We start from the raw sequence: 25,948 nt of genomic DNA, 5'->3' as shown, positions 1-25,948 counted from the left end.
CCTTAGGCTAATGCCTCGGTGAGCATTGAACTGAATTGTTTCAGTAAAGTAGACGCTTGTTCGGGAGGCGTCTTAACTTCAACGAGCAAGGTACCCTGACCCTGTTCGAAATGTTGTTCGATAATGTTTTGATAGCAATTCAAAGTTTCTGGCGCCGCATAACCAAGCTGGAATTGCGCAGCAGCGTGTTCAAAACTGAAACCATGAGGCATTTGATAAAGTGACTGTTTTTGCTGCTCTGGTACCGGCAACAAGTCAAAGATCGCACCACCGTCATTGTTGGTCACAACAATAACCATCGGCGTTAAATTATGAGTCAGCAGAGCCAGTGAATTGAGGTCGTACAACAAAGAGGTATCACCAATCAACATCAACAAAGGATTCTGGTTGGCTTGCACTACACCCGCAGCCGTCGCCACCAAGCCATCAATGCCCGATGCACCACGATTGCTGTAAACTCGATTCGCCGATATTGACGACAGCATATCCACCAGCCTTACCATCAAGCTGTTTCCCACAAACAACTCTCTGTCTTTAAGTCTAGACGACAAGTCAACCGCAACACTCAACTCGGTCAGTTGGTCATTATTGGATATTTGTGCGAGTGCCAGTTGCTGAACGGTATTAGCCACCTCGATTAAAGGCGCCGCCCAACCCGAGTGTTTGCCCAACAACGTTGGCAGGTGTTGATCGGTTATCCAAGACTCAATATTGGCAACAATATGAGTTTGAGGCAGATGGTCTTGATTTATACGGTGCGCATCAGGTGAAACCACGACATATTGCGTGCAATCGAACCAAGCCGCTTGTGACTTAACCCATTGGTTTAATCGCTTAGAAACAATGCGCTCACCAAACTGAAGAATGAAATCACACTGGTTGAGTTGCTCTTTGACTGAGTCACTCTGTAACCACAGATCATAATGCTTCCAATCACTGCTCACGCCCGATTGAGGATCACAGAAAATTGGCCAGCCCAAAGCCGAAGCAAACTGCTGCGCTTTTGTTGCCGCTTCTTTATCAATAGAACCAATAATCACCGCACCTTTACGCGCTAGGTAATCGCCCGGCGCTATCGGCTGTACAGTCAAATGGTTGGGTAAACAGGTATTAGAATACGGGGTTGTTGACGAGCTCCACCCAGCGATACTGTTAGTGTAGTCAGCATACATGTCAGCACTGTTCTTAGAATAGAGCGGCTCTGGGAACGGACAATTGATGTGAATCGCACCGCCCAGATTGCGTTGTTTCGCAAGCGCGCTATCAACCGATGTCAAAAGCCAATTCAAAGAAATCTGTGTGGTTGGGCTTGGCAGGTTTAGCGCCGTTTCAACATGGGACGAAAAGATACCCTGCTGCTGAATTGCTTGGTTAGCACCACAGTCGACTAAATAAATAGGTCGATCTGAGGTCAGTAAAATCAGTTTCTCTCGTGTCAGCCCAGATTCAGCCGTGGCAGGTAGAAGATTCGCAACAGCAGTTCCAGAGGTTACAATCACTGCAACGGGTTTGTCGCTCGCCTTCGCCAAACCTAAAGCAAGAAAGCCAAGACCACGCTCATCAAAATGCGTGTGTAAGGTTAACTTGGGGTTAGCTTCAGCTTCGAGCGTTAATGGCGTTGAGCGAGAGCCCGGAGCAACACAAACATGTTCAACACCGTTGCGTGTTAGCTCTTCAAGTAACGTTTGACACCAAACTCGATTTAATACGGCTTGGTCGTGGTTCATGACGCCACACCCAACGGCGGGTGATCCGAAATCAAGCTGAGTAAGGTCGACATTTTCTTGTTCAACTCTTGCCACTCATGTTCGGCAACCGATCCTGGCACGATCCCCGCCCCCGCAAACAGCTGCACTTGATCGTTTACAACTAAAGCACTGCGAATCGCTACACAGAGCTCAGCGCGTTGGTGGCTAATATAGCCAACAGAGCCTGCATACCAACCTCGAGCAAATGGTTCATGTTCAAGTATGAAATCCATCGCTTCTTTACGAGGTAATCCTGCAACTGCAGCAGTCGGCTGCAACGCGGCAAGTAACTGCACACCGTTAATGCCTGCATTAAGCTGAGCATGGATATTACGTTTCAAATGCTGCACTTTACGCAAACGTACAAGGCGCGCATCCTTTTCAACATGAACCATTTGTGAGTGAGGAGTGAGTCGCTCAATGATATCGTCGACCACATACTGGTTCTCATTGAGGTTTTTGCTGTCTTGAGAAAGCCAGTTTGCTAACTCCATATCCTCGGTTGCGTTCTCCCCGCGACCAATCGTTCCAGCAAGCGCTTCGGTATCAAGCTCTATACCATGTCGGCTATACAAGCGCTCTGGCGTCGAGCCAATAAAGCTGTGTTTAGAATCCAACACCAACATAAAGTGAAAGCTATGATGATTTTGTTGATAGCTTGCCTTAAGTAATTGTGCTGCACAGATAGGCGCATCGAGCTGTAGCGTGGTTTTACGAGCCAAAACCACTTTCTTATACTCTTCGTCACTGATTCCCTGAAGCACTTTATTCACCAAATTACCCCACTGCTCCTTTTCCGGCACGTGGGTTATTTGTTCAATATGAGCAGACAACGGCGCTAAAATCGCCGCTTCAACAGATAGCTTATTTAAGGCATTAATCGAAGCAACGCGATCAGGAGATAAATTAACCGCTAGCGACCAAGTATTATCAAAGCGAATCAATTCAACCTGAGGAAGGAAGAAAAACGATTCCATGCAACGACGGTTCTTAGCGGTGTGCCCGTCAAATGAACGTCCACCCCAAATTCGCTGGTCTTCCCCAAGAATTGCATATGCGGGTGCTGGGTCTGAAAAAGTATGTAACTGACCGAGTGCAACGACCTCTTCACGAGTGTCGCGTGACTGCCAGTAAAATTTGGGAAAGAGAGGTTGAGCATGAAGCCATTCTATAAATGCAAACGATGGTTTTTGCGTTAGAACTTCAACACAACGAACTTCGCATGCTTGGGCATTGTGTACTCTCTCAATCAAAGCGGAGAGAGTTTGCTGGAAATGTGACAAATCGACCTCGTCCACACCTAAATTATTATTATATTAGGTTGATACTTTATGGGTAGCACCCACTGAGATCAAGAATGTACTATATCTTTTCAACATTCCTGTGATTTTAAGCAATCTCGCCCCCTTTCTTCCCTTCGCTAAAATCAACAACGCTAAGAATTAAAACTCATAAAATAGTGATAGTAAAAAGACCAGACGTTACACGGAAATGCGACATTCAGCAGATTTTTATTCTATCAAACCCCATTTTGCGGTACTTTAATAAAGTATTTAAATTAATTCCAGGAAACCGGCAATGCAAAATATCGGGATGTCGTCAAAACTCAACAATGTATGCTACGAAATCAGGGGGCCTGTACTCAAACATGCTAAGCGCATGGAAGAAGAAGGGCATAAAATACTAAAGCTAAATATTGGTAACCCCGCCCCCTTTGGTTTTGACGCCCCTGATGAGATCCTCGTTGACGTAATCCGCAATCTACCAACATCTCAAGGGTACTGTGACTCAAAAGGTATTTATTCAGCCCGAAAAGCGGTTGTCCAGCACTATCAGAAAAAAGGTCTTCGCAACCTTGATGTAGAAGACGTTTACATTGGAAATGGTGCATCAGAGCTTATCGTGATGTCTATGCAGGCACTGTTGGATAATGGTGATGAAATCTTAGTGCCCGCACCAGACTACCCACTTTGGACAGCATCTGTAGCGCTTTCTGGAGGCACACCGGTTCACTACATGTGTGATGAAGACGCCGATTGGTATCCAGATCTCGATGACATACTCGCGAAGATTTCACCAAAGACTCGCGGGATCGTTTTGATTAATCCAAACAACCCAACGGGTGCTGTATATAGTCGTGATTTCCTGTTGAAAGTTGTGGACATTGCTCGTGAGCATGGTTTGATCATCTTCGCTGATGAAATATACGACAAAGTACTTTACGACGGCGCAGTGCACACTTCCGTATCAACCTTGGCTGAAGACGTTTTAATGGTAACCTTCAATGGCTTATCGAAAGCTTATCGTGTATGTGGCTTTCGTGGTGGTTGGATGTTCTTGACTGGTCCAAAACACTTAGCGAAAGGCTATGTGGAAGGCCTAGAAATGCTCGCTTCTATGCGCCTGTGTGCCAACGTGCCAATGCAGCACGCAATACAAACCGCACTCGGTGGCTATCAGAGTATTAATGAACTAATACTACCTGGTGGTAGACTGCTTGAACAACGTGACCGAGCATGGGAATTGATCAACAAGATCCCGGGAGTGTCTTGTGTGAAACCAAAAGGCGCGATGTACCTGTTCCCTAAAATCGATACTAAAATGTACAACATCAAAGATGATCAAAAATTTGTACTCGATTTCCTTAAACAAGAAAAAGTATTATTGGTTCAAGGTACTGGCTTTAATTGGCCAAAACCCGATCACTTCCGCATCGTAACTTTGCCACATATCGAAGATCTAGAAATAGCAATTGGTCGTCTTGAGCGCTTCTTGTCAACTTACAGCCAAGAGTAGTTCGCCAACAATCAACCTGCTAACAACTAGTCCACTAACGATGGCTATAATTTACTGTTTTAAAATACTTTAACTTGTATTCATTCACTTATATGCTTAAAAGGCTCCTGTTTAGGGGCCTTTTTTATATCTCCTATCTCGTACTACTTGTATTGTTTACAAGACACAAGTAGAGCATTGTTAAGCAAGGACACTTATGAAACAAAGCCATTTCTTTGCCCATCTAGCACGCATGAAACTGATCCAACGTTGGCCACTGATGCGCTCAGTCTCAAGCGAGAATATTTCAGAGCATAGTTTACAAGTTGCCTTCGTCGCGCACGCTTTGGCGCTTATCAAAAACAAGAAATTTGATGGTCAACTCAACCCTGAGCACATCGCATTGTTAGGTATGTACCATGACACTAGTGAGGTGCTTACCGGTGATTTACCAACTCCAGTCAAATACTACAACCCAGACATTGCACAAGAGTACAAAAAGATAGAAGCAGCAGCCGAGAAAAGGCTACTGTCCATGTTGCCGGAAGAGTTTCAAGAAGACTTCGCACCATTTTTAATTTCAGGGACAGCAAGTAAAGAAGAGCAAGGCATTGTTAAACAAGCAGACACTATCTGTGCTTATTTAAAATGTTTGGAAGAACTCAGCGCTGGAAATCATGAGTACGAGCAAGCAAAACGTAGACTTGAAGAAACACTCGAACAGCGTAAAAGTCCAGAAATGGATTACTTTCTCACTACCTTTGCACCGAGTTTTGAATTATCACTAGACGAGATAAGCTAACTGGGTATACCTTGAATATAATTAGTTAAATAAATCAATTTGATAGGCGCTATTTTGACAGTCCAACTCGAACCGACATTTGCACTCGAACAAGAATGGCAACATCGAAATGACGATGAACATAAAATAAGACGTGATGACCACCGTAGCCCGTATCAACGTGATCGTGCACGTGTACTTCACTCTGCGGCCTTCCGCCGCCTTCAAGCTAAAACTCAAGTGCATGGCACCACTGTTAACGATTTTCACCGAACCCGATTAACACACTCTCTAGAAGCCGCGCAGCTAGGTACAGGTATCGTCGCTCAATTGAAAAAGAAGCAGCCCGAATTCCGCGACCTATTGCCTTCAGACAGCTTGATAGATTCACTATGTTTGGCTCACGACATTGGTCACCCAGCTTATGGGCATGGCGGTGAAGTCGCCCTGAATTACATGATGCGCGATTATGGCGGCTTTGAAGGCAACGCTCAAACGTTTCGCATTGTCACACAGCTAGAACCTTACACTGAGCATCACGGGATGAACCTATCTCGACGCACTTTGTTAGGTCTGATTAAGTACCCTTCTCTGCTTAGTGAAGTTCAAGCTAAATTGCAGTCTGAGCCAGTTAAGCATCAACGACAACTCCGTGCCAAAGATTGGATGCCAGCAAAAGGCATCTACGATCACGATAAAGAGCTGTTTAACTGGGTACTGGAGCCGCTTTCAAGCAGCGACCAACAACGGCTAAAAAAGAAAAGAAAGTCGCACACCGAACCACTTGAACACAACAAGACCAAATACAAGTCACTTGACTGTTCTATTATGGAGCTGGCTGATGACATCGCGTATGGCGTACACGATTTGGAAGATGCGATTGTGCTGGGCTCCGTGACTAAGACACAATGGGTAGAATCGGCTTACCCGCAGCTACAAGAAATGGCGGACCCATGGATTTGTGAACACCTTGACTCAATAACTGAAATGCTGTTTTCCGGCGAGCAGTATCGCCGCAAGGACGCAATTGGCGGAATAGTCAACGCACTATTGACCAGTATTTCGATTAAGCGCGTTGATGAGAACTTTGAGAATGTGTTGCTCTCCTACAATGCCGTACTTGAGCCGAGCATGGATGGCACACTCGATAAGCTGAAGCACTTCGTGAGTGAGTCTGTTATCCAAGTCCCTCAAGTTCAGGTTATTGAATACAAAGGACAGCAAATAATCATGGATATGTTTGAGGCATTCAGTGCTGACCCTGAACGCTTATTGCCACTGCCAATCAAGAAGCAATGGCTACAACATCAAGACGATTCAAGAAAGATGCGAGTGATTGCAGATTACATTTCATCAATGACTGATGATCTTGCACAGAAAATGCATCAGCAATTGTTCTCAGCTCATACAGAGTTTTAAGCGCTCAATAGCTTAAATATCGTGTAACGGCTTAATCTAAATAGTTTTTCTCGAAGACACCTGGTGGCATTTGATTGATTTGAAACTGAATCATTTGGTCAAATGCCGTTAACAGTGGGCGAAAATCACCGTCAATCTCTAGTAAGCTCAATAAATGATAACCCGCTTCTACTGTGGATAGACTGTTGTCACTAGGTGCTTTGCGAATTCGATAGTTACCCTTGAGGTCTTTCGGCAAGTAAACCGTTTTTAACGCATGCAAGTTACTCGATACCTGCCACATTTTAAACGCCTTCTTCCACGTCCCATCCAATAAAATCACACGTAGCTTTTTATTTGAACAGGTTACCGACTCAACAGGAACAGAGTTTTCGCTTGGGTATAAAATCACATGTTGGTACTGTTCATCGGCCAGCAATGCGTTCAGTTGTTCATTGTCTGAAAAGTCTTCGCCGACAAGCGTCACGCTATTATTTAGAGATAACGAGAGGATGCGCGCCGTTCCCATTGGGCGATGCTCTTCTGATAGGTGCTGAAGAATGATAAGCTCAACATTCGATTCGAGTGGTGTAATCCACTGACAAATACAAGCTTTCAAAGCCTTGCTGCATTGGGGGCAATAACGAGACATGGATTTAATGTGTACCCTGTTTTAATTTTCACTTCACTTTTATGCGTCTTATTCCAATTTGAACCAATACAAGCTTGGGTCGTTTGGGATAGCAATGCGATTGCCGATGGGCAATGGTGGCGAATCCTAACAGGAAATTTTTCACATACCAACTACTCGCATCTTCTGATGAATCTAGCAGGCTTGTGGATCATCAGCTATCTGTTTCAACCGAGTAAAAAACAGCTTGTTCTTGCTTTGCTTGTGATTAGTTTAGTGACTGGGGTCGCTCTGTTATTTTCAAGTATTCAGATCTACGTTGGCCTATCGGGCACTTTGCATGGGTTGTTTGGTTTATGCGCGCTCAGAGAGACTATAAACGGCAGGAAATCTAGTTGGCTGTTAGTGTTTGGATTAATCGCTAAGATCGTTTGGGAGCAGCTTATTGGCCCTTCTAGTACGACTGGCGAACTAATTAACGCTCGTGTCGCAATTGAAGCCCACCTAGCAGGGTCAATAGCAGGAGGCTTCATGGCTGTAATATTTTTGCTAGCGGATAAAAAAGCGGATCAAAGCTGAATTCTTTCGCGGTTCTTTTCTACCGTCACTTCACCGATTCCTTTCACACTCACCAAATCATCAGCAGTCGCAAACGCACCATTTTGATCTCTGTAATCGACGATATCTTGGGCTTTCTTGTCCCCGACACCAACTAATAGCGCTGAGAGTTCTTCTGCTGTCGCTGTGTTGATGTTTACCGTTATCTCAATACCTTCGTAAAGCTCAGCCTTAGTTGGGCTGTCTGCAAACGCTGCGGAGCTAAGGGTAATAAGAAATGAAAGAAGTAGTGTTGAATATATTGTGCGCATAAACCGTTCCTTTGTATAAAAAACGTAACTTATGCATTTACCATTATAAATGACACAGTAACTAAATAAAAATAAAGCGGGCCACCTTAGTGACCCGCTTTGTTATACATCTCGTTTTCATCAGCTTGTTTGTTCGCTCACAAATTTGATTTATAGAGCAACAGTCATACTTTGATTAACAATACTAAATCATCGAGTGAATCAAAGTTTACTGATCTTGGCCAACTACGTAATATTCAACATCCGCGTTTTTGCGAAGTACGTTTAATACATTAGTCAGATCTTGCTGGTTGCCAACTCGTTCCAGTTGAGCGCCAATTTGAGTACTGTAAGCCGGGTTGATTTCAGCCGTTACTTTTGAAAGCTCAACAACAACAATATTACCGTCTTGGTCTTTAGACTGACCGAATACAGATTGACCGTCTTCTGGTTTCGCGAAAGCGAATACAGAAGATGCTAATGGAGAGTTACGGTCTATCGTTTCAAGTTCAGTGAACTCAAGATTATTATCCGCCAGTACTGCTTCATTGCCTTGCTTAAGTTCGTTCACTAGAGAAACACCTAGTTCAATCGCTTGTTGCTCAGCTTGAACAGCAGACAATGCAGCCACAACTTGCTCTTTCACTTCAGCTAGCGGAAGAACGGTTTCATCACGAGTTTCTTCTACACGAACAACAATCACATGCTCAGGTGCAACTTCGATAACTTCAGAGTTTAAACCATCTTCTTTCACTTCAGGACTCAAGATCGCTTGCATAACTGCAGGTGTCATGAGGAGTTCTGGAGCATCAACTTGCGAAATGAAACCCGTTGTTGTGATCTTAGCGTTAATAGCTTCAGCTGAATCGTCCAAAGAATCTGGGAATTCAAATGCCACTTTCTCTAGTTCAGTTTGCTTCTCGTAGAACTGGTCGACAGCATGCTGGTCTATAAGCTCTTGCTTAATCTCAGCCGCTACTTCTTGGTAAGACTGAGCTTGAGACGCTTTTAGCTCGTCTAACTTGATGATGTGGTAGCCAAAATCAGACTTAACTAAACCAGTTATGTCGCCAATAGTTTCAAGAGCAAAAGCTGCATCTTCAAACGCTGGGTCCATAACGTCGCGTTCAATCCAACCTAGGTCACCGCCAACGTCTGCACTACCGAAGTCGTCAGATTTCTCTTCCGCTAGCGTAGCAAAATCAGCGCCTGCACTTAGCTCGTCTAGGATTGACTGAGCTTTCGCTTCGTCATCGCCTTGAACTAGGATGTGGCTAACTTTACGTTGCTCTTCAGTTGAGTACTTGTCTAGGTGCTCTTGGTAGTATTTCTGTGCTTCTTCATCGCTTACTTCAAGCTGAGACTTAAGCGTTTCAGCAGAAAGCTCAATGTAAGTTACCTTAGCTTGCTCTGGACGGGTGTAAGCAGCTGGGTTCTCTTGGTAGTACTGTTCGATTTGCTCGTCAGTTAACTCGATGTCTTTTGCTAGGTCAGCAACAGACAGTGTCACTGTGCGAATATCACGAGTTTGTGCGATAAGCTTGCTCTGAGTATCGATTTCGCCTTGAAGAACGAATTCACTGCCTTGAAGTGCAGTCACAAGCTGGTTGCGCATTAGGTCACGACGCATGTATTCAGCGAAGCTTTCTGCGCTGAAACCTGCACGACGTAGTGCTGCTTGGTAAACTTCTTGGTCGAATTGACCCGCCGTTTGAAACTGAGGCATTTCTAGAATCATGGTACGGATTTGAGAATCACTGATTCGTAGGCCTAGAGACTCAGCTTGCTGCTCAAGCAGTACGTCATTGATCATGCGATCAAGTACTGATTTACGGAAAGATTCTACGTAAGCAGGGTCTGCAAGCATTTGAGAGAAGTAATCGCCAAGTTGAGACTGCATACGGTTACGTTCGTTTTGGTAAGCCTGTTCGAACTCACCACGAGCAATTTCTGTGCTTCCAACTTTAGCTGCTGCGTTGTTACCGCCACCGGTGATGTAGCTGCCGACACCTGCGAATACGAATGACAGGATAATCAACCCAAGGATAATTTTTACCGCGATGCTATTCACGCCTTCGCGTAATCGATCCATCATAATTTAAGTGCTCTCCGGATATGAAGCATTGGCTTCAAAATAAAAATCTATTCACGCGATATTATCAGAAAAAGAAATGCGCATCAGTAGGATGCGCATAATTTAAATAAGTTCAATGTTCTTTGTACACATACTGTTTAAGAATGAAACATCATTTTTCAAACAGTAAACGCATTTTACTGCCTTCCCCTCTTAAATGGAGGTTTCAGCAGTGAAAATTAGTTACATGCGTCTTTAAGTGCTTTACCCGCTTTGAAGCCAGGTACTTTAGCTTCTGCGATTTGGATCTCTTCACCAGTTTTTGGGTTACGACCTGTACGAGCAGCACGAGTACGAACACTGAAAGTACCAAAGCCAACAAGTGCAACTTGGTCGCCTGATTGTAGCGTTGTGCCAACTGCTTCGATGAATGCGTCTAGAGCGCGGCCAGCTGAAGCTTTAGAGATGTCTGCGTTTTCTGCGATTGATTCTACTAGTTGTGTTTTATTCACTGTTTTTCCCCTATGTGTCATCTGTGACTACTTCTTGATGACTGTACGTTCCATTTTGGTTTTAATTTAGCCGCAAGCCTTATTGCAAAAGGGCTGCCGCTTTGAGCAATAACTTAGCGTCCAAAAAAAACGCTGACAAGCCTTTTCGGGCCTATCAGCGTAATTCTTTACTTATTTTTGCTATGCATCACTATTTTTTCACGTCAAACTCGACCCCTGACGGATCTCGTTCTAGCGCTACTTTGAGTACTTCATCAATCCACTGAACCGGGATCACCTTCAAGTCAGCGATTACGTTGTCTGGAATCTCTTCCAAATCACGCTCGTTGTCTTTAGGAATCAGTACAGTTTTGATGCCGCCACGGTGTGCTGCAAGCAGTTTTTCTTTCAAGCCACCGATAGGTAAAACTTCACCACGAAGGGTAATTTCACCTGTCATACCGACCTCTGCTTTAACAGGGTTACCCGTCAAGCTAGATACTAATGCAGTACACATTGCGATACCCGCACTCGGGCCATCTTTCGGTGTAGCACCTTCCGGTACGTGAACGTGAATATCGCGCTTTTCGTAGAAATCTGAGTTAATACCAAGCTTTTCAGCACGAGAACGAACCACGGTCATTGCCGCTTGAATCGATTCTTTCATCACATCGCCAAGTGAACCCGTTTGCGTTAGCTTGCCTTTACCCGGCATTGCTTCAGTTTCGATAGTCAGTAGATCGCCACCAACTTGAGTCCAAGCTAGACCAGTTACCTGACCAATACGGTTACTTTCATCCGCTTTACCGAAGTCATGACGTTGAACGCCTAAGTACTCTTTCAGGTTATCAATATTAACCGTTACAGACTTAAGGTCGCTGTCTAGCAAGATGTTCTTCACTGCTTTACGACAGATCTTAGAGATTTCACGCTCTAGGCTACGTACACCCGCTTCACGTGTGTAGTAACGAATGATGCCGATGATTGCAGAGTCTTCAATCTCAATTTCATGAGGCTTAAGACCGTTGCGCTGAACTTGCTTGTCCAGTAAGTGACTCTTAGCAATGTTCAGCTTTTCGTCTTCTGTGTAACCAGATAGGCGAATCACTTCCATACGGTCTAGTAACGGGCCAGGAATATCCATCGAGTTAGACGTTGCAACAAACATTACATCTGACAGATCGTAATCTACTTCTAAGTAGTGATCGTTGAATGAAACGTTTTGTTCAGGGTCAAGAACTTCCAATAGCGCCGAGGATGGGTCTCCGCGCATATCAGATGACATCTTATCGATCTCATCTAATAAGAATAGAGGGTTTTTAACACCAACTTTAGACATCTTCTGGATTAGCTTACCTGGAAGAGAGCCAATATACGTACGACGGTGACCACGAATCTCAGCTTCATCACGGACGCCGCCTAGTGCCATACGAGTGTACTTACGGCCCGTTGCCGCTGCAATCGAACGGCCTAGCGAGGTTTTACCTACACCAGGAGGACCAACAAGACAAAGGATTGGACCTTTTAGCTTGTTAATTCGATTTTGTACTGCCAAGTATTCAAGGATACGTTCTTTAACACGCTCTAAGCCGTAGTGGTCTTCGTTTAAAACCTCTTCCGCTTTCGCTAAATTCTTTTTAACTTTTGAACGCTTGGTCCAAGGAACACCCACCATCCAATCAATGTAGCTACGTACTACTGTCGCTTCAGCCGACATTGGCGACATCATTTTCAATTTTTGCAGTTCTTGCTCGGTTTTCTCGCGAGCTTCTTTAGGCATTTTTGAATCTTCGATCTTCTTCTTCAGAGTTTCGAATTCATCAGGTGCGTCATCCATCTCGCCCAGTTCTTTCTGAATCGCTTTCATTTGCTCATTCAGATAATACTCGCGCTGAGATTTTTCCATCTGTTTCTTAACGCGGCCACGAATACGTTTTTCAACTTGCAGGATGTCAATCTCTGACTCCATTTGGCCCATCAAGAATTCCAAACGTTCAGTTACATCTGAAATTTCTAGAACGTGCTGCTTGTCTACCAATTTAAGGGGCATGTGTGCTGCAATGGTATCGGCTAGGCGTGCTGCCTCGTCAATACCATTTAGCGACGTTAGAACTTCTGGTGGAATCTTTTTGTTTAGCTTAATAAAGCCTTCGAATTGATTGATCGCACTACGAACAACCACTTCTTGTTCTTTTTCGTCAAGCTCGGAAGTTACAACGTATTCTGCATCTGCTAAGAAAAATTCACTTTCTTTAAATTGATTAATTTTTGCACGCTGCTGACCTTCAACAAGTACTTTTACAGTACCGTCGGGAAGCTTGAGCAATTGAAGAATGGTAGCAACGGTACCTACATCAAATAGGTCTTCTATTGAAGGTTCATCAGTGTCCGCTTCTTTCTGTGCTACAAGTAGTACTTGTTTGTTAGCTTCCATTGCCGATTCAAGGCAAGTAATCGATTTTTCACGACCAACAAACAATGGAATAACCATATGTGGGTAGACCACTACATCACGTAGAGGTAGCACGGGGATTTCGATACGCTCGGAACGTTCCAAGTTCATATATTTCTCTCTTCCGCTTTAAACTTATAAAGCAGTATATGGGGCTTAAACGACTGGATTCAATGGAAGAATAAAAAAAAGGAGGTAATTGCTTACCTCCTTTTTCAATTTGAGCGTGTAGTCTAAAAAAGACTTACTCTGCAACAGCTGCTTGGTTATCTGAGTTACTGTAAATTAATAGTGGTTCTGACTCACCATTAATTACCGACTCATCAATCACAACCTTGCTTACGTCTGTAGAAGATGGCAGTTCATACATAGTTTCTAGTAGAACCCCTTCCAAAATAGAGCGTAGACCACGAGCACCTGTTTTACGGTTCATTGCTTTCTTAGCAATAGCGCGTAAAGCGTCTTCGCGGAATTCTAGCTCTGTATCCTCAAGTTCAAATAATGCAGCATACTGTTTTGTCAGTGCATTCTTTGGCTCACAAAGGATTTGGATTAACGCTTCTTCATCAAGCTCTGTCAGTGTTGTTGTAACAGGTAGACGACCGATGAATTCTGGAATTAAACCATACTTCACTAGATCTTCAGGTTCTACTTGAGTGAACAATTCACCGATAGTTTTGGTTTCGTCTTTTGAACGCACTTCTGCGCCGAAGCCGATACTTGAACCTGTTTCTACACGTTGCTCAATCACTTTATCTAGGCCTGCAAACGCACCACCACAGATAAATAGGATCTTAGACGTGTCCACTTGCAAGAATTCTTGCTGTGGATGTTTACGACCACCTTGAGGTGGAACTGAAGCCACTGTACCTTCAACAAGTTTTAGTAGAGCTTGCTGTACACCTTCACCAGACACATCACGAGTGATTGATGGGTTTTCAGCTTTACGAGAAATCTTGTCGATTTCATCGATGTAAACAATGCCGCGTTCCGCTTTCGCTACGTCGTAATCGCATTTCTGAAGCAACTTCTGGATGATGTTTTCAACATCTTCGCCCACGTAACCCGCTTCGGTTAGTGTTGTTGCGTCTGCCATTGTGAATGGAACGTCTAGGAAACGAGCCAGTGTTTCAGCAAGTAGTGTTTTGCCACTACCAGTAGGACCGATAAGAAGAATGTTACTCTTACCTAACTCTACGCCTTCAGCCGTTGTATCACCATTACGTAAACGCTTGTAGTGGTTATATACCGCAACTGCTAGCACTTTTTTCGCGTATTCCTGACCGATTACATAGTCGTCAAGATGCTCACGAATCTCACGCGGCGTAGGCAGCGATTCAGATTCTTTCTTAGGAAGAACATCTTTAATTTCTTCACGAATAATGTCGTTACAAAGATCGACACATTCATCACAAATGTAAACAGAAGGACCTGCGATTAACTTGCGAACTTCGTGTTGGCTTTTGCCACAGAAAGAGCAGTAAAGCAGTTTACTGCTACCACCCTCTTTGCTTTTGTCTGTCATTCGCTAACCTCTTAGCCTGTACTCTCTATGTTTGAGTGTATATCAATTTGAATCACTTTGCGTTAAACAATTGCCTTGCAATTATTGGCCGCGATGATTAAGAACTGAATCCACCAAACCGTATTCTACTGATTGCTCAGCAGACATGAAATTGTCACGATCTGTATGTTGCTCAATAACTTCTAGAGGCTGACCGGTGTGCTCCGCCAATAGCTTATTTAGCTTTTGTTTGATCGTTAGGATCTCTTGCGCATGAATTTGAATATCAGACGCTTGACCTTGGAAGCCGCCAAGTGGCTGGTGAATCATCACACGTGAATTTGGAAGCGCGTGACGCTTACCAGGAGCACCACCGGCTAGTAAGAATGCTCCCATAGAGCACGCTTGACCCATACATACTGTACTCACGTTTGGCTTGATGAACTGCATTGTGTCGTAAATAGACATACCTGCAGTTACGCTACCGCCTGGTGAGTTGATGTAAAGATAGATATCTTTGTCTGGGTTTTCTGATTCCAAGAAAAGCATTTGAGCCACGACAAGGTTTGCCATGTGGTCTTCAACTTGACCGGTTAAGAAAATGATACGTTCTTTTAACAGACGAGAATAGATATCGTAAGAGCGTTCACCACGGGAAGTTTGTTCAACCACCATAGGAACTAACGCGTCCATAATCGATGGCATTGTATTTTTTTCTTGGTAGCTCATATTCTTATGTCCCTAAAATAAATGGCCCGAATGATTAAATCATACGGACCATTGTTAGCAGAATTGTTGACCGTACGTCAACCTTCTACATCAGATATTACTATATTATGCAGGTTGCTGATTCATTAGCTCGCTGAAGCTAACTTCTTTATCAGAAACTTGAGCTTTAGCGATGATTGCATCAACTGCTTGCTCTTCTAAAGCAACGTTACGCATGTTGTTCATCATTTGCTCGTTTTGCTCGTAGTAAGCAATAACTTCTGTTGGATCTTCGTATGCTGTAGCCATCTCTTCGATGATAGCTTTAACTTTCTCGTCGTCAGCTTCTAGCTCTTCAGTCTTGATTACTTCACCAAGAAGAAGACCTACAACTACGCGACGTTTCGCTTGCTCTTCGAACAGCTCACGTGGAAGTTGGTCAGCAGCTTCAGTGTTGCCACCGAAACGTTGAGCAGCTTGTTGACGTAGAACACCGATCTCTTGATCGATAAGAGCAGAAGGTACGTCGATGTTGTTTTCGTTAACTAGGCCATCGATAGCTTGCTCTTTGATGCGGTTCTTAACAGCTTGCTTAAGCTCACGCTCCATGTTCTTACGAACTTCAGCTTTAAGACCTTCAACGCCGTCAGCAGCGCCGAACTTAGAAACGAACTCTTCGTTTAGTTCTGGAAGTTCACGAGCTTCAACTTTGTTCAACTTGATAGAGAACTTAGCTGATTTACCTTTTAGGTTTTCAGCGTGGTAATCTTCTGGGAAGTTTACGTCAATTTCGAATTCCATGCCTGCTGTTTTACCAACGATACCGTCTTCAAAACCAGGGATCATGCGACCAGCACCCATCTCTAGTGGGAAGTTCTCAGCTTTACCGCCTTCGAACTCTTCACCGTCGATAGAACCAACGAAGTCGATAGTTGCACGAGAGCTAGCGTCAGCTGCAGTGTCAACTTCAGTCCAAGTTGCTTGTTGCTTACGTAGAGTTTCGATCATCTCTTCAACGTCAGCTTCTTTAACTTCTACTGCAGGTTTCTCAACAGTGATGTTTTCTAGACCTTTCAGTTCAACTTCTGGGTAAACTTCAAAAGTTGCGTTGAATACTAGGTCTGCGCCTTCGCTGTTTTCAACTGGTGCGAAAGTAGGTGCGCCAGCTGGGTTGATTTTCTCTTTCACGATCGCTTCGATGAAGTGACGTTGCATTACTTCGCCCATCACGTCTTGACGTACTGCTTTGCCGTACATTTTAGCAACCATCTTCATTGGCACTTTGCCTTTACGGAAACCATCGAAACGACGATTTTTCGCGATGTTGCGTAGTTCAGCTGTAACTGCATCTTCGATGTTAGCAGCAGGAACAGTAATATTAAGACGGCGCTCTAGGCCTTCTAGCGTTTCAACAGTAACTTGCATTATATAAACCTCAAAACTGGCTCAGTAATCTGAGCATATGAGCCGTAACTTAGCTTTAATTCAAAAGCCGACGTTGTTGGCTGCATCCTTGTGTAGTGCTCTATCCGAACACCTAATTTAAAATTGAGCATTGATGTTTGAATTGATTATTCAACTAAACACCAGACTAATCAGCGATATCTTCGTTCTTCACGCGCCGATTAAAACGCAACAAAGCTTGTTTTCAGAAACAAGAAAGGTATCTCCGATTAGCCTCAGGACAGAGATTTTAGACGCGACATTCTAGCGATCTGTTTAATCTCTGTCGAGCCGTTCACCTCTGCTTAATGATGAATGCTCTAAATTCGTTCAACTAAATGATACAAAAACGATCAAAACATCACTTAGCACAACAGAAATGGGGACAATAGCGACTTTTTCAAGGGAATCGAGGCCTTTTTTTGCTAAAAACCTTAAAAAGAGATCTTGCTCTTGTTTTACCCCTCAGAGTCGATAAGTTTTTCAACAATCTCCGTTACAAAGCCTTAACCTACAACCATCTGTTCACTCTCTGCTTCCAGCAAAAACTACCGCTATTTGCTACCATAAACGAGAGGAGACAGGCTTGATTGTTTACCAAAGAAATTAGCGGAGAGCCTTCATGTTTCAAGCTTTTAGAATCCCAATACTGTTAATGGTCACATACAGTTTACTGATGGTGTTTGGCGGTCATTGGGTGTGGAGCACAAGCCATGAAAGTTTGTTAAATGATCATCAATCTAAGCTGGACCGTTTTTCGGTTCACATTTCCAGTCAATTGGACAAGTTCGCGCACATTCCAGAGCTGCTTTCAAAGGATATAGAACTGGTCGATGCCTTACATTCACCAGATAACTCCGCACAAATTGAACTGACCAATCGCTATCTAGAACACGTCAACACTGTGATTCAAGCCTCTGACACCTACTTATTGGACAGCATTGGCACTACCATCGCGGCTAGTAACTGGAACCTTAAACACTCGTTTGTTGGACGTAATTTTGCGTTTCGTCCTTACTATCAACAAGCGATTCTCGGCAATGAAAATCAGTACTTTGCTTTAGGTTCTACTTCGGGGAAGCGGGGCTATTATTATTCCTTTCCTGTCTCCTACGCAGCCGAAATCATTGGCGTGATTGTCGTAAAAATGGATTTATCACTGATTGAAACAAGTTGGAAAGGTAAACAGAGTTATTTTGTTGCTGACGATAAAGACCTGATTGTTTTTATGTCAAGTAATCCAGAATGGTTACTCAAAAGCCTCCAACCACTCAGTAAGGCCCAACAGGCTCGAATTCAAGAAAGTAGACAGTATCTAGATACAAAAATCGAGAGTCTGCATTTTTCAGGTGATTTGGAGAGCTCTACCAGCAGTATTAAGTCAACGCATAAACTCGTTCAAGAGCACTTTTTCACTTCCTCACGTTTTTTGGATGACCCCAAATTAACCGTTCGGGTATTCTCTCCGACACACTTAGTTTGGTGGGATTTGATCGCCTATATGGTGGTGTTGAGCTTAGTATTTGCGATTATTTATCTCACCATACAACTCAACAACCATCGCCAACAAAGACGTGCCCAGATCGATAGGCTGCAATCTGAAGCCAAACAAAAGCTGGAATTTCAAGTTCTTGAGCGCACATCAGAACTGCACGTTGAGATCAAGCACCGTATCGAAACAGAACAGATACTCAGACAGACACAAGACGAGCTAATACAAGCAGCAAAGCTGGCAGTATTAGGTCAGATGTCAGCAAGCATCAGCCATGAACTGAATAACCCATTGGCGGCTATTCGCAGTTATGCAGACAATGGCCGACTCTTTCTTGAAAAAGAGAAGACAGACCGAGTCGATGACAACCTCTCTCGGATTTCAGCACTGACGGATCGTATGGCAAAAATAAGCCATCAACTCCGTTCCTTCGCTAAGAAATCCACGGCGGAAGAACTACAAACATTACAGATACTGCCTATTCTTCATTCCTCAAAAGAACTGATGAAACCGCAGTTAAAGACTGAGCGAGTCAAAGTAAATGAGTTCCCTGAAGTCTTCGACGCCTGCGTGCTCGCCAATGCGATTCAATTGGAACAGGTCATCATTAACCTACTGACCAATGCTGTTCAAGCTATGGAAAATCAAGAAGATAAACAATTGGCTATCCTGTTAGAGATTAGCGAATCAGATAACGCACAATCAAAAACTCTGTTGATTCATGTCGATGACAATGGCCCCGGTTTTGTCTCGCCTACGACGGGACACTTTTTTGAACCCTTTCATACCACTAAAAAAAATGGACTTGGACTCGGGCTGTCGATTTCTCAACAAATAATCAGCGGAATTAACGGCAAACTAGTGACAGGAGTCAGTCCGCAAAGCGGTGCTCGTTTTACTATTGAACTCCCGATAATGTCTGACGAACAACGTTCCAAAAAGAACAAAATGGACTGAAGCAAAACAAAAATTTCAGCGATATTCAGTATAAAAGAGTAAAGGAATAACTATGTGTGACGTCTATTTCATTGATGATGAATCCGATTTAAGGATGGCAATTGAGCAGAGCTTTGAGCTCGCTGACATTAATGCTGAATTCTTTCATGATGCAGAATCAGCACTACTTGCGATCAAAAAAAATGGTCTTCCCCATGTGATCATCACAGATATTTGTTTACCGGGTATTTCTGGACATGATCTACTCAACACTGCCATGCACAAAGATAAAGAGATTCCTGTCATCATGATCACCGGGCATGGTGATATATCAATGGCCGTGCAAGCTATCCATGATGGTGCCTATGATTTCATTGAAAAACCATTTGCCAATGAGCGTTTGATCGAAACCACCAAACGGGCGATCGAAAAACGCCGATTGACCCTCGAAAACCAAGAACTAAAGCGTTCGTTGAAAGCGAGTAAAGCACTGGGTCCAAGAATCATTGGTGACACGCCATCGATGACTGAGCTTCGTTCGATCATCACTCACGTCGCCGATACCAACGCCGATATTTTATTGTTTGGCGAAACGGGAACAGGTAAAGAACTAGTCGCACGTTCCCTACATGAACAAAGCAGCCGTCGAGAGCAAAATTTTGTCGCAGTCAATTGTGGTGCCGTTCCTGAGAACCTGATTGAAAGTGAGCTCTATGGCCATGAAAAAGGCGCTTTCACGGGTGCTGATAGCAAACGCGTAGGTAAGTTTGAGTTTGCACAAGGCGGCACCCTGTTCTTAGATGAAATAGAATCCATGCCAATGCAAGCGCAGATACGTCTGTTACGCGTATTACAAGAACGTGTCATTGAAAGGGTTGGCTCAAACGGTTTGGTTCCTCTCGATATTCGAGTGATTGCAGCAACTAAAGTAGACCTAAAGAAAGCCGCTGAAGAAGGCACTTTTCGCCAAGACCTTTATTACCGACTCAATGTCGTGACCTTAGATTTACCTCCACTAAGAAGTAGACAGGAAGACATCCCAGCACTCTTTCACCATTTCTTGCTCGTCGCAGCAGCGCGTTATGGTAAAACAGCCCCTGCACTGCCACAAACAGAACTGCACGCGCTTTTGGCTCATGATTGGCCAGGAAATGTTCGAGAATTACGTAATACTGCAGAGCGTTTTGTACTTTTAGGTAAGCTTTCTCACTTATCAGACAGCGCCACTGAAACTACTCAAGAACTGTCTTTGGCAGAATTGGTATCTGACTTTGAAAAAAACACGTTGAAGCAGGCACTTATTGAATGCAATGGCAGCATAAAAGAGACCATGGAGAGGCTGCAATTACCGAGGAAAACCCTCTACGATAAGATGCAAAAACACCAGCTCACGAAAGAATCTTATAAGGTAGAACCAAACTAAATTAGATTTGGGAGCAAGATCACCTATACTTATTTCACTAACAGGATGTTATGCAATAAATATAATAAGGAAGTCGTTATGGGTGAGAAAACAAAAGTGCCATCGATTACCGATACTTTCGAGATAGATGGTATTTTTTATACTGATAATCATGTCGATCTACACACGCCAGAATTAGAGGCAAAACGCGCTCTGTATGAGCAAATAAACCCTCATTCAAATCGTGGCAGAAATATAGATGAGGAGGTCTAGTGACCTCCTCATTTTTTATGGGTTAAATTCCGTGTCACCAAATAACTACTTGGTTATGATTTCCGGTCCCATCAATGTGGTTGGTAACCATGTAGAAACCCAAGGCACGTAAGTTACGATAATCAAGAACAGGAACATTACTCCTACCCAAGGCAGTGCCGCTTTCACTACGTTCATCATCGACATCTTCGCAACCCCTGCGGTCACAAACAAGTTGAGTCCAACAGGCGGCGTGATCATCCCTATCTCCATGTTCACTACCATCATGATACCGAGGTGAATCGGGTCGATACCCAAAGCTATTGCGATTGGGAATACCAACGGCGCAACGATGATCAGTAAGCCTGATGGCTCCATGAACTGCCCACCAATCAAGAGTAGAACGTTCACTACAATCAAGAAGGTAATAGGACCTAACCCAGCAGAAAGCATCGACTCAGTGATCATTTGAGGGATACGTTCTTCTGTCAGTACGTGCTTAAGAATCAGAGCATTAGCAATGATAAACAGCAACATAATCGTCAGCTTGCCTGCATCGTAAAGCGTGTCTTTAGTGTCTTTGTGAAATAAAGTTTGGAACGCTTTAACCAGAGCCGGTTTAGTGTTGTTCCTGTCAGCAAATGGACCCATATCTTTATAGATAAAGTTGGCAATAAAGAACGCATACACCGCTGCGACTGCCGCCGCTTCTGTCGGAGTGAAGATACCGCCGTAGATCCCCCCCAAAATGATGACAATCAATAGCAGGCCCCAACTCGCGTCTTTTGCTGCCGCGAACATTTCGCCCCAACCCACAAATGGCTGTGCTGGAATCTTTTTAATACGTGCAGCAATGTAGATAGCAATCATCAACATCACACCCGCTAGCAGGCCAGGAATAACGCCACCAAGGAACATACGACCTACCGACACATCGGTCGCCGCTGCGTAAACCACCATCACGATTGACGGTGGAATCAAGATACCCAAAGTGCCCGCATTACAGATAACCCCTGCTGCGAATTCTTTTGTGTAGCCGTTTTTGATCATACCTGCGATAACAATGCTACCGATTGCCACTACCGTTGCTGGAGACGATCCAGATAACGCTGCGAACATCATACATGCCACAACCGAAGCCATCGCTAACCCGCCACGGAACCAGCCGACCATTGCGATAGCAAAACGAATAATACGTTTCGCCACACCGCCTGTGGACATGAAACTAGAGGCCAAAATAAAGAAAGGTATCGCTAAGAGTGTGTAGTGGCCTGCAAAAGCATTAAACAACGTTTGTGCAACGGATGCCAAAGAAGCATCAGAGTGCATTAACAAGAATATGATGCTCGATAAACCTAGGGAAATCGCAATTGGTACACCGACCAACATGAAAGCAATTACCATTAAGAATAGAAATAACATTGCCATGATTAGTCTTCCTTTCCGTTAAATTTTGTACCCGACTCATTCGCCTTGTTCTGCTTAGTCGAATCCAATACCGCTGTCGCGTCTTCATCAGAACCCGCTAACACATCAGCTTTCAATGCATCCAGCTCTTCTTCGGCTTCATGACCTGCAATCATACGGTCAAGCTTGCCTGTGACTACTTGGTAAGCGACTTGGGCAAAACGGAACGTCAGCATTGCCATACCAATCGGCAGTGCCATGTAAGGAATAAAACGTGGCAGTTTCTCGTATCGCTCGCCTTCATTCATCCAATCAGAAAGAAACTGAAGCATCTCGGGCATTGGAATATCATCGGTTTCATACCATGCGCGCTCAGTCGCGAACGGGTACCAGTAATTCCAAGAACCGATAAGAAGTAAGATTGAGAATGCTAGGCAGCTTGTAACGGCTATTAACGCATACACTTTACGTAGCTTTTCTGGGGCAAGGTTGATGATCACATCAACGCCAATGTGGAAGTGTTTTTTAACGCCATAAGATGCGCCCACTAACACCATCCAAGCAAACATGAACACCGTCAGTTCTAGTGCCCACAAGATATTGCCATTGAATGCGTATCGAAATACCACATTGGCAAAAGTAAGTAGCGTCATTGCGCCAAGGAAAAATGCGATTAATGACTCTTCAATCGCATCCGTAACTCTTCCAACTTTGGAAAAAAGAGAGGGTTCCAGTGCTGATTCGCTAGAATTTGGTTGTTCCATTTGAGGCTTTTCCATAATTGACTCCGCTTATAATTGTTTTAATAAGAAGTGGCGAAAACGCTCGCCACTTCTCTAGCGGTGTTATTGGTTTGAAGCTAATGCTGCATCGATAAGATCTGAACCGATGTCTTTTTCAAACTTCTTCCATACTGGTTGAAGTGCAGTTACCCATGCTTGACGCTGTTCAGGCGTAAGTGTACGAACCTCACCACCGGCTTCGATGATGTTATTTTTGTTCGCTAGGTTAACTTTTGAAGATTCAGCATTACGCGTCTCAGACACTTCTTTAACGATAGTGCCAAGCTGTGTGCGTACATCTTCAGGTAGGTCCTTCCAGAAGTCGTTTGACGTTACCACTAGGTAATCCAAGATACCGTGATTGGTTTCAGTCACGCCGTCTTGTACTTCAAAGAACTTTTTACCGTAGATGTTTGACCATGTGTTCTCTTGGCCATCGATAACCTTAGTTTGCAAGCCACCGTACACTTCTTTGAAAGACATCTTCTGTGGGTTAGCGCCTAGTTGTTCAAACTGAGCCACCAATACATCCGATGCTTGAACACGGAATTTCAAACCTTTTGCATCTTCAGGGCTGATAAGAGGTTTGTTCGCCGACATCTGTTTCATGCCATTGTGCCAAAACGCAAGACCTTGCAGGCCACGACGCTTCATCGCGTTCTTCAGCTTTTCACCAGATTCTGAGTTTTGGAAACGGTCAACGGCTTCTACGTCTTCAAATAGGAAAGGAAGGTCAAAAATGCGGTATTTCTTAGTGAACTTCTCAAATTTAGACAGCGATGGCGCCGCCATTTGAACATCACCATTTAACAGGGCTTCCAGTACCTTATTATCATCATATAGCGTCGAGTTAGGGAAAACTTGCATACAAGCTTTGCCATTCATTTCCGTGTTTACTCGCTCTTCCAGTAAAGAAGCGGCAATGCCTTTCGGGTGCTTATCAGTATTGGTTACGTGACTGAATTTAATCACGATTTCACCTGGATCACAGTTTGCAGCAGCATTAAAACTGGTGAGCGCCAGAGCAGAGACAGACAGCAGGGTAAGAGGCTTAAACATTATTATTCTCCTTAGTAAACAAAGCAGCCCTTCAATGGGAACTGCGTGCATTAACTAAGGCAATTTGCGCGCCATATTGACACAATCCATTAACAACCCTTTAACCATAAGGCTTCGTCAGATCTGCCAGTAATCGTCGCCAACTCGCTGCATAAATTAATGGGTGGAAAATGACACATAGAATATTTGTAAATGGGTGGGAGTTGACCAACGTATTAGTAATGAATGAGGTCTGACCAAAAGCCACATTACCGATGATGCCTTGAAGTAATTTCGATCTATCCTGTAGAGTGCAGCACAACTTAGTCAGATTTACACTTAATAAGAGTTGCTACCCATGAGTCAGATCTACCATCACCCAGTACAGATTTACTATGAAGATACCGATCACTCTGGTGTGGTTTATCACCCTAACTTTCTTAAATACTTTGAGCGTGCTCGCGAGCATGTCTTGGGTAGCGATAAACTGGCGGAATTGTGGAATGAACACGGACTAGGTTTTGCGGTCTATAAAGCCAACATGACTTTTCAAGATGGGGTTGAGTTCGCTGAGATCTGCGACATCCGAACCTCTTTTGAACTCGATGGAAAATACAAAACCTTATGGCGACAAGAGGTATGGCGTAAAGATGCTACTAAGCCTGCTGTGATTGGTGATATTGAAATGGTCTGCCTTGATAAAGACAAGCAACTGCAGCCTGTACCCGCTGAAGTATTAAAAGCGATGCTTGGCGAGACGAGTTAACCAATATTACGAGTGGCTGAAAGTGCGAGTGGCTGAGAGTGTGCTTTTTTCAAGATTAGAGGTTTAAGTTTCTAGTATAACAAGCGCACACTCAGCCAAGTAGCTTAGCTACTGGGAAACATTTCATCTCTAAGTGCATCGGAAGCGTTGCACCGCCAAGCGTCACGGCAAATCGGAACTGGTCATCCAGCCGTCCTAAACGACATTGCCAGCTTGTAGAAGCATCGTCAATTTCAGCAGCGTCCAACTCCAACCCAATTCCACTGTACAACCGAATCTCTCCATTCAACACCGATTGGAAATCAGAAGAACTAAATGGCAGCGTTTGCTTAGTCAGATTGGAGAAATTGAACGAAAAACTTTTCAACGATGTGGCTAGCCCCTTGCCTGTCGCTTTTATATACGACTCTTTCAGCGCCCACAAATCGAAAAAACGTTCTCTTTGGGATGCGTCATCCAGCTCGAGAAAGTCGCTAATCTCGGATTCCGAAAAGTAATGCTTCATGATCGCAGCAATATTGGTCGAGATTCTTGCATGTTCAATATCCACCCCAAGCTGAAGTGGTTGCCCTTTCGTTTGGCATACCGCGATTAACAAATATTCTTTGCTATGACTGATATTAAAATTCAGGCCAGTTTCTATCTGTTGCTTCTCAACTAAACTTGGTTTGCCTTTTTCACCATATTCAAAGCGCCACTCTTCAGGCTGAAAACAAGAGTAACGAGATAAGATCGCTCTCAAACAGCTTCGCACATACAGAGCTTGAGTCTGAGATGAAGGCATTCGATAGCGCTCAACTTTGGCTACTTCATCGACAGTAAGTTTCTGTTTTAGGTGCGACACATGATCACTATCTTCATCCAAATCACTTAGAGAACAAAACCACAAATCAATGACTGACGTTTCCATCTTTCTAGCACTCATTTCTTAAAAATCAACCACCATAAAGCCATCAGTAAAACATCAAAACGAACAAATTTAACCCACCTATGTTTTGAGGTAAACATAGAGAGTTTGGC

22 protein-coding genes are annotated in these 25,948 nt (G+C 43.9%); 8 read left to right on the top strand and 14 right to left on the bottom strand.

What is annotated here, in order from left to right; all coding sequences use genetic code 11:
- Positions 1-2 precede the first annotated feature (2 nt).
- Both menD and WR49_RS13790 read right to left on the bottom strand, forming a co-directional pair.
- Positions 3-1,727, bottom strand: a complete 1,725-nt coding sequence (menD, locus tag WR49_RS13795; RefSeq protein ID WP_046224403.1) for a 2-succinyl-5-enolpyruvyl-6-hydroxy-3-cyclohexene-1-carboxylic-acid synthase — start codon at positions 1,725-1,727, stop codon at positions 3-5.
- Positions 1,724-3,031, bottom strand: a complete 1,308-nt coding sequence (locus tag WR49_RS13790) for an isochorismate synthase (RefSeq protein ID WP_082082782.1) — start codon at positions 3,029-3,031, stop codon at positions 1,724-1,726. Before WR49_RS13790 ends, menD begins: the two co-directional genes overlap by 4 nt.
- A 295-nt stretch (positions 3,032-3,326) precedes the next feature.
- On the opposite strand from WR49_RS13790, the gene WR49_RS13785 reads away from it, so the two are divergent.
- From WR49_RS13785 to WR49_RS13775, 3 genes are all read left to right on the top strand, one after another.
- Complete coding sequence (locus WR49_RS13785; RefSeq protein ID WP_017056948.1) at positions 3,327-4,544, top strand: pyridoxal phosphate-dependent aminotransferase; 1,218 nt, start codon at positions 3,327-3,329, stop codon at positions 4,542-4,544.
- Positions 4,545-4,740: 196 nt separating this feature from the next.
- The gene (yfbR, locus tag WR49_RS13780) at positions 4,741-5,325 is read left to right on the top strand and encodes a 5'-deoxynucleotidase (protein ID WP_017056947.1); all 585 of its coding nucleotides are present in this window, start codon (positions 4,741-4,743) and stop codon (positions 5,323-5,325) included.
- Between the two features lie 54 nt (positions 5,326-5,379).
- Positions 5,380-6,723: an anti-phage deoxyguanosine triphosphatase gene (locus WR49_RS13775; RefSeq protein WP_046224401.1), complete on the top strand. Its 1,344-nt coding sequence runs from the start codon at positions 5,380-5,382 to the stop codon at positions 6,721-6,723.
- A gap of 31 nt (positions 6,724-6,754) precedes the next feature.
- On the opposite strand, the gene WR49_RS13770 is transcribed toward WR49_RS13775, so the two are convergent.
- A complete protein-coding gene (locus WR49_RS13770) occupies positions 6,755-7,354 on the bottom strand; it encodes a tRNA-uridine aminocarboxypropyltransferase (protein ID WP_046224400.1) in 600 nt (199 codons plus the stop codon).
- Positions 7,355-7,363: 9 nt separating this feature from the next.
- Here WR49_RS13770 and rrtA point away from each other — a divergent pair, with 9 nt between their 5' ends.
- Positions 7,364-7,912 carry a rhombosortase gene (rrtA, locus tag WR49_RS13765; protein WP_046224399.1) on the top strand — a complete coding sequence of 183 codons (549 nt, stop codon included), beginning with the start codon at positions 7,364-7,366 and terminating at the stop codon, positions 7,910-7,912.
- On the opposite strand, the gene WR49_RS13760 is transcribed toward rrtA, so the two are convergent.
- The 7 genes from WR49_RS13760 to tig all read right to left on the bottom strand — a co-directional run bounded on the left by WR49_RS13760 (position 7,903) and on the right by tig (position 16,835).
- The gene (locus tag WR49_RS13760) at positions 7,903-8,202 is read right to left on the bottom strand and encodes a ComEA family DNA-binding protein (protein WP_017056943.1); all 300 of its coding nucleotides are present in this window, start codon (positions 8,200-8,202) and stop codon (positions 7,903-7,905) included. The two genes, rrtA and WR49_RS13760, sit on opposite strands and share 10 nt — an antisense overlap.
- A 208-nt stretch (positions 8,203-8,410) precedes the next feature.
- A complete protein-coding gene (ppiD, locus tag WR49_RS13755; RefSeq protein WP_046224398.1) occupies positions 8,411-10,276 on the bottom strand; it encodes a peptidylprolyl isomerase in 1,866 nt (621 codons plus the stop codon).
- 218 nt (positions 10,277-10,494) lie between these two features.
- Positions 10,495-10,788: an HU family DNA-binding protein gene (locus WR49_RS13750; protein WP_012604504.1), complete on the bottom strand. Its 294-nt coding sequence runs from the start codon at positions 10,786-10,788 to the stop codon at positions 10,495-10,497.
- 169 nt (positions 10,789-10,957) lie between these two features.
- Positions 10,958-13,309: an endopeptidase La gene (gene lon, locus WR49_RS13745; protein WP_046224397.1), complete on the bottom strand. Its 2,352-nt coding sequence runs from the start codon at positions 13,307-13,309 to the stop codon at positions 10,958-10,960.
- A 133-nt stretch (positions 13,310-13,442) separates the two neighbouring features.
- The gene (gene clpX / locus WR49_RS13740) at positions 13,443-14,723 is read right to left on the bottom strand and encodes an ATP-dependent protease ATP-binding subunit ClpX (protein ID WP_017056940.1); all 1,281 of its coding nucleotides are present in this window, start codon (positions 14,721-14,723) and stop codon (positions 13,443-13,445) included.
- Between the two features lie 81 nt (positions 14,724-14,804).
- Positions 14,805-15,431: an ATP-dependent Clp endopeptidase proteolytic subunit ClpP gene (clpP, locus tag WR49_RS13735; protein ID WP_017056939.1), complete on the bottom strand. Its 627-nt coding sequence runs from the start codon at positions 15,429-15,431 to the stop codon at positions 14,805-14,807.
- A gap of 105 nt (positions 15,432-15,536) precedes the next feature.
- Positions 15,537-16,835, bottom strand: coding sequence for a trigger factor (gene tig / locus WR49_RS13730; RefSeq protein WP_017056938.1), 1,299 nt, complete (start codon positions 16,833-16,835; stop codon positions 15,537-15,539).
- Between the two features lie 640 nt (positions 16,836-17,475).
- Here tig and WR49_RS13725 point away from each other — a divergent pair.
- The 3 genes from WR49_RS13725 to WR49_RS21500 all read left to right on the top strand — a co-directional run bounded on the left by WR49_RS13725 (position 17,476) and on the right by WR49_RS21500 (position 20,956).
- Positions 17,476-19,302 carry a sensor histidine kinase gene (locus WR49_RS13725; protein WP_046224396.1) on the top strand — a complete coding sequence of 609 codons (1,827 nt, stop codon included), beginning with the start codon at positions 17,476-17,478 and terminating at the stop codon, positions 19,300-19,302.
- A 52-nt stretch (positions 19,303-19,354) separates the two neighbouring features.
- The gene (locus tag WR49_RS13720; RefSeq protein ID WP_046224395.1) at positions 19,355-20,704 is read left to right on the top strand and encodes a sigma-54-dependent transcriptional regulator; all 1,350 of its coding nucleotides are present in this window, start codon (positions 19,355-19,357) and stop codon (positions 20,702-20,704) included.
- Positions 20,705-20,782: 78 nt separating this feature from the next.
- The gene (locus WR49_RS21500) at positions 20,783-20,956 is read left to right on the top strand and encodes a hypothetical protein (RefSeq protein ID WP_019824791.1); all 174 of its coding nucleotides are present in this window, start codon (positions 20,783-20,785) and stop codon (positions 20,954-20,956) included.
- 45 nt (positions 20,957-21,001) lie between these two features.
- On the opposite strand, the gene WR49_RS13715 is transcribed toward WR49_RS21500, so the two are convergent.
- From WR49_RS13715 to WR49_RS13705, 3 genes are all read right to left on the bottom strand, one after another.
- Positions 21,002-22,363: a TRAP transporter large permease gene (locus WR49_RS13715; protein WP_017056934.1), complete on the bottom strand. Its 1,362-nt coding sequence runs from the start codon at positions 22,361-22,363 to the stop codon at positions 21,002-21,004.
- Positions 22,364-22,365: 2 nt separating this feature from the next.
- On the bottom strand, positions 22,366-23,121 hold the full coding sequence (locus tag WR49_RS13710) for a TRAP transporter small permease (protein WP_046224394.1): 756 nt from the start codon (positions 23,119-23,121) through the stop codon (positions 22,366-22,368).
- A 66-nt stretch (positions 23,122-23,187) separates the two neighbouring features.
- Positions 23,188-24,183: a TRAP transporter substrate-binding protein gene (locus tag WR49_RS13705; RefSeq protein ID WP_017056932.1), complete on the bottom strand. Its 996-nt coding sequence runs from the start codon at positions 24,181-24,183 to the stop codon at positions 23,188-23,190.
- Positions 24,184-24,520: 337 nt separating this feature from the next.
- On the opposite strand from WR49_RS13705, the gene WR49_RS13700 reads away from it, so the two are divergent.
- The gene (locus WR49_RS13700) at positions 24,521-24,928 is read left to right on the top strand and encodes a thioesterase family protein (RefSeq protein WP_004736070.1); all 408 of its coding nucleotides are present in this window, start codon (positions 24,521-24,523) and stop codon (positions 24,926-24,928) included.
- A 91-nt stretch (positions 24,929-25,019) separates the two neighbouring features.
- Here the strand turns inward: WR49_RS13700 and WR49_RS13695 are convergent, their stop codons facing one another.
- Complete coding sequence (locus WR49_RS13695) at positions 25,020-25,838, bottom strand: 4'-phosphopantetheinyl transferase family protein (protein ID WP_046224393.1); 819 nt, start codon at positions 25,836-25,838, stop codon at positions 25,020-25,022.
- Between the last annotated feature and the right edge of the window lie 110 nt (positions 25,839-25,948).

Origin of the sequence: Vibrio sp. ECSMB14106 (assembly GCF_000972265.1) — a bacterium.
Classification (GTDB): domain Bacteria; phylum Pseudomonadota; class Gammaproteobacteria; order Enterobacterales; family Vibrionaceae; genus Vibrio; species Vibrio kanaloae.
Note: the sequence above shows the minus strand (reverse complement) of the source record. Positions and strands in the feature narration are given on the sequence as shown.

Excerpts from the sequence above, each read along its gene's own strand:
- menD (WP_046224403.1), bottom strand. The coding sequence starts at position 1,727 with ATGAACCACGACCAAGCCGTATTAAATCGAGTTTGGTGTCAAACGTTA.
- WR49_RS13785 (WP_017056948.1), top strand. The coding sequence starts at position 3,327 with ATGCAAAATATCGGGATGTCGTCAAAACTCAACAATGTATGCTACGAA.
- yfbR (WP_017056947.1), top strand. The coding sequence starts at position 4,741 with ATGAAACAAAGCCATTTCTTTGCCCATCTAGCACGCATGAAACTGATC.
- WR49_RS13770 (WP_046224400.1), bottom strand. The coding sequence starts at position 7,354 with ATGTCTCGTTATTGCCCCCAATGCAGCAAGGCTTTGAAAGCTTGTATT.
- WR49_RS13760 (WP_017056943.1), bottom strand. The coding sequence starts at position 8,202 with ATGCGCACAATATATTCAACACTACTTCTTTCATTTCTTATTACCCTT.
- ppiD (WP_046224398.1), bottom strand. The coding sequence starts at position 10,276 with ATGATGGATCGATTACGCGAAGGCGTGAATAGCATCGCGGTAAAAATT.
- WR49_RS13750 (WP_012604504.1), bottom strand. The coding sequence starts at position 10,788 with ATGACACATAGGGGAAAAACAGTGAATAAAACACAACTAGTAGAATCA.
- lon (WP_046224397.1), bottom strand. The coding sequence starts at position 13,309 with ATGAACTTGGAACGTTCCGAGCGTATCGAAATCCCCGTGCTACCTCTA.
- clpX (WP_017056940.1), bottom strand. The coding sequence starts at position 14,723 with ATGACAGACAAAAGCAAAGAGGGTGGTAGCAGTAAACTGCTTTACTGC.
- clpP (WP_017056939.1), bottom strand. The coding sequence starts at position 15,431 with ATGAGCTACCAAGAAAAAAATACAATGCCATCGATTATGGACGCGTTA.
- tig (WP_017056938.1), bottom strand. The coding sequence starts at position 16,835 with ATGCAAGTTACTGTTGAAACGCTAGAAGGCCTAGAGCGCCGTCTTAAT.
- WR49_RS13725 (WP_046224396.1), top strand. The coding sequence starts at position 17,476 with ATGTTTCAAGCTTTTAGAATCCCAATACTGTTAATGGTCACATACAGT.
- WR49_RS13720 (WP_046224395.1), top strand. The coding sequence starts at position 19,355 with ATGTGTGACGTCTATTTCATTGATGATGAATCCGATTTAAGGATGGCA.
- WR49_RS21500 (WP_019824791.1), top strand. The coding sequence starts at position 20,783 with ATGGGTGAGAAAACAAAAGTGCCATCGATTACCGATACTTTCGAGATA.
- WR49_RS13715 (WP_017056934.1), bottom strand. The coding sequence starts at position 22,363 with ATGGCAATGTTATTTCTATTCTTAATGGTAATTGCTTTCATGTTGGTC.
- WR49_RS13710 (WP_046224394.1), bottom strand. The coding sequence starts at position 23,121 with ATGGAAAAGCCTCAAATGGAACAACCAAATTCTAGCGAATCAGCACTG.
- WR49_RS13705 (WP_017056932.1), bottom strand. The coding sequence starts at position 24,183 with ATGTTTAAGCCTCTTACCCTGCTGTCTGTCTCTGCTCTGGCGCTCACC.
- WR49_RS13700 (WP_004736070.1), top strand. The coding sequence starts at position 24,521 with ATGAGTCAGATCTACCATCACCCAGTACAGATTTACTATGAAGATACC.
- WR49_RS13695 (WP_046224393.1), bottom strand. The coding sequence starts at position 25,838 with ATGGAAACGTCAGTCATTGATTTGTGGTTTTGTTCTCTAAGTGATTTG.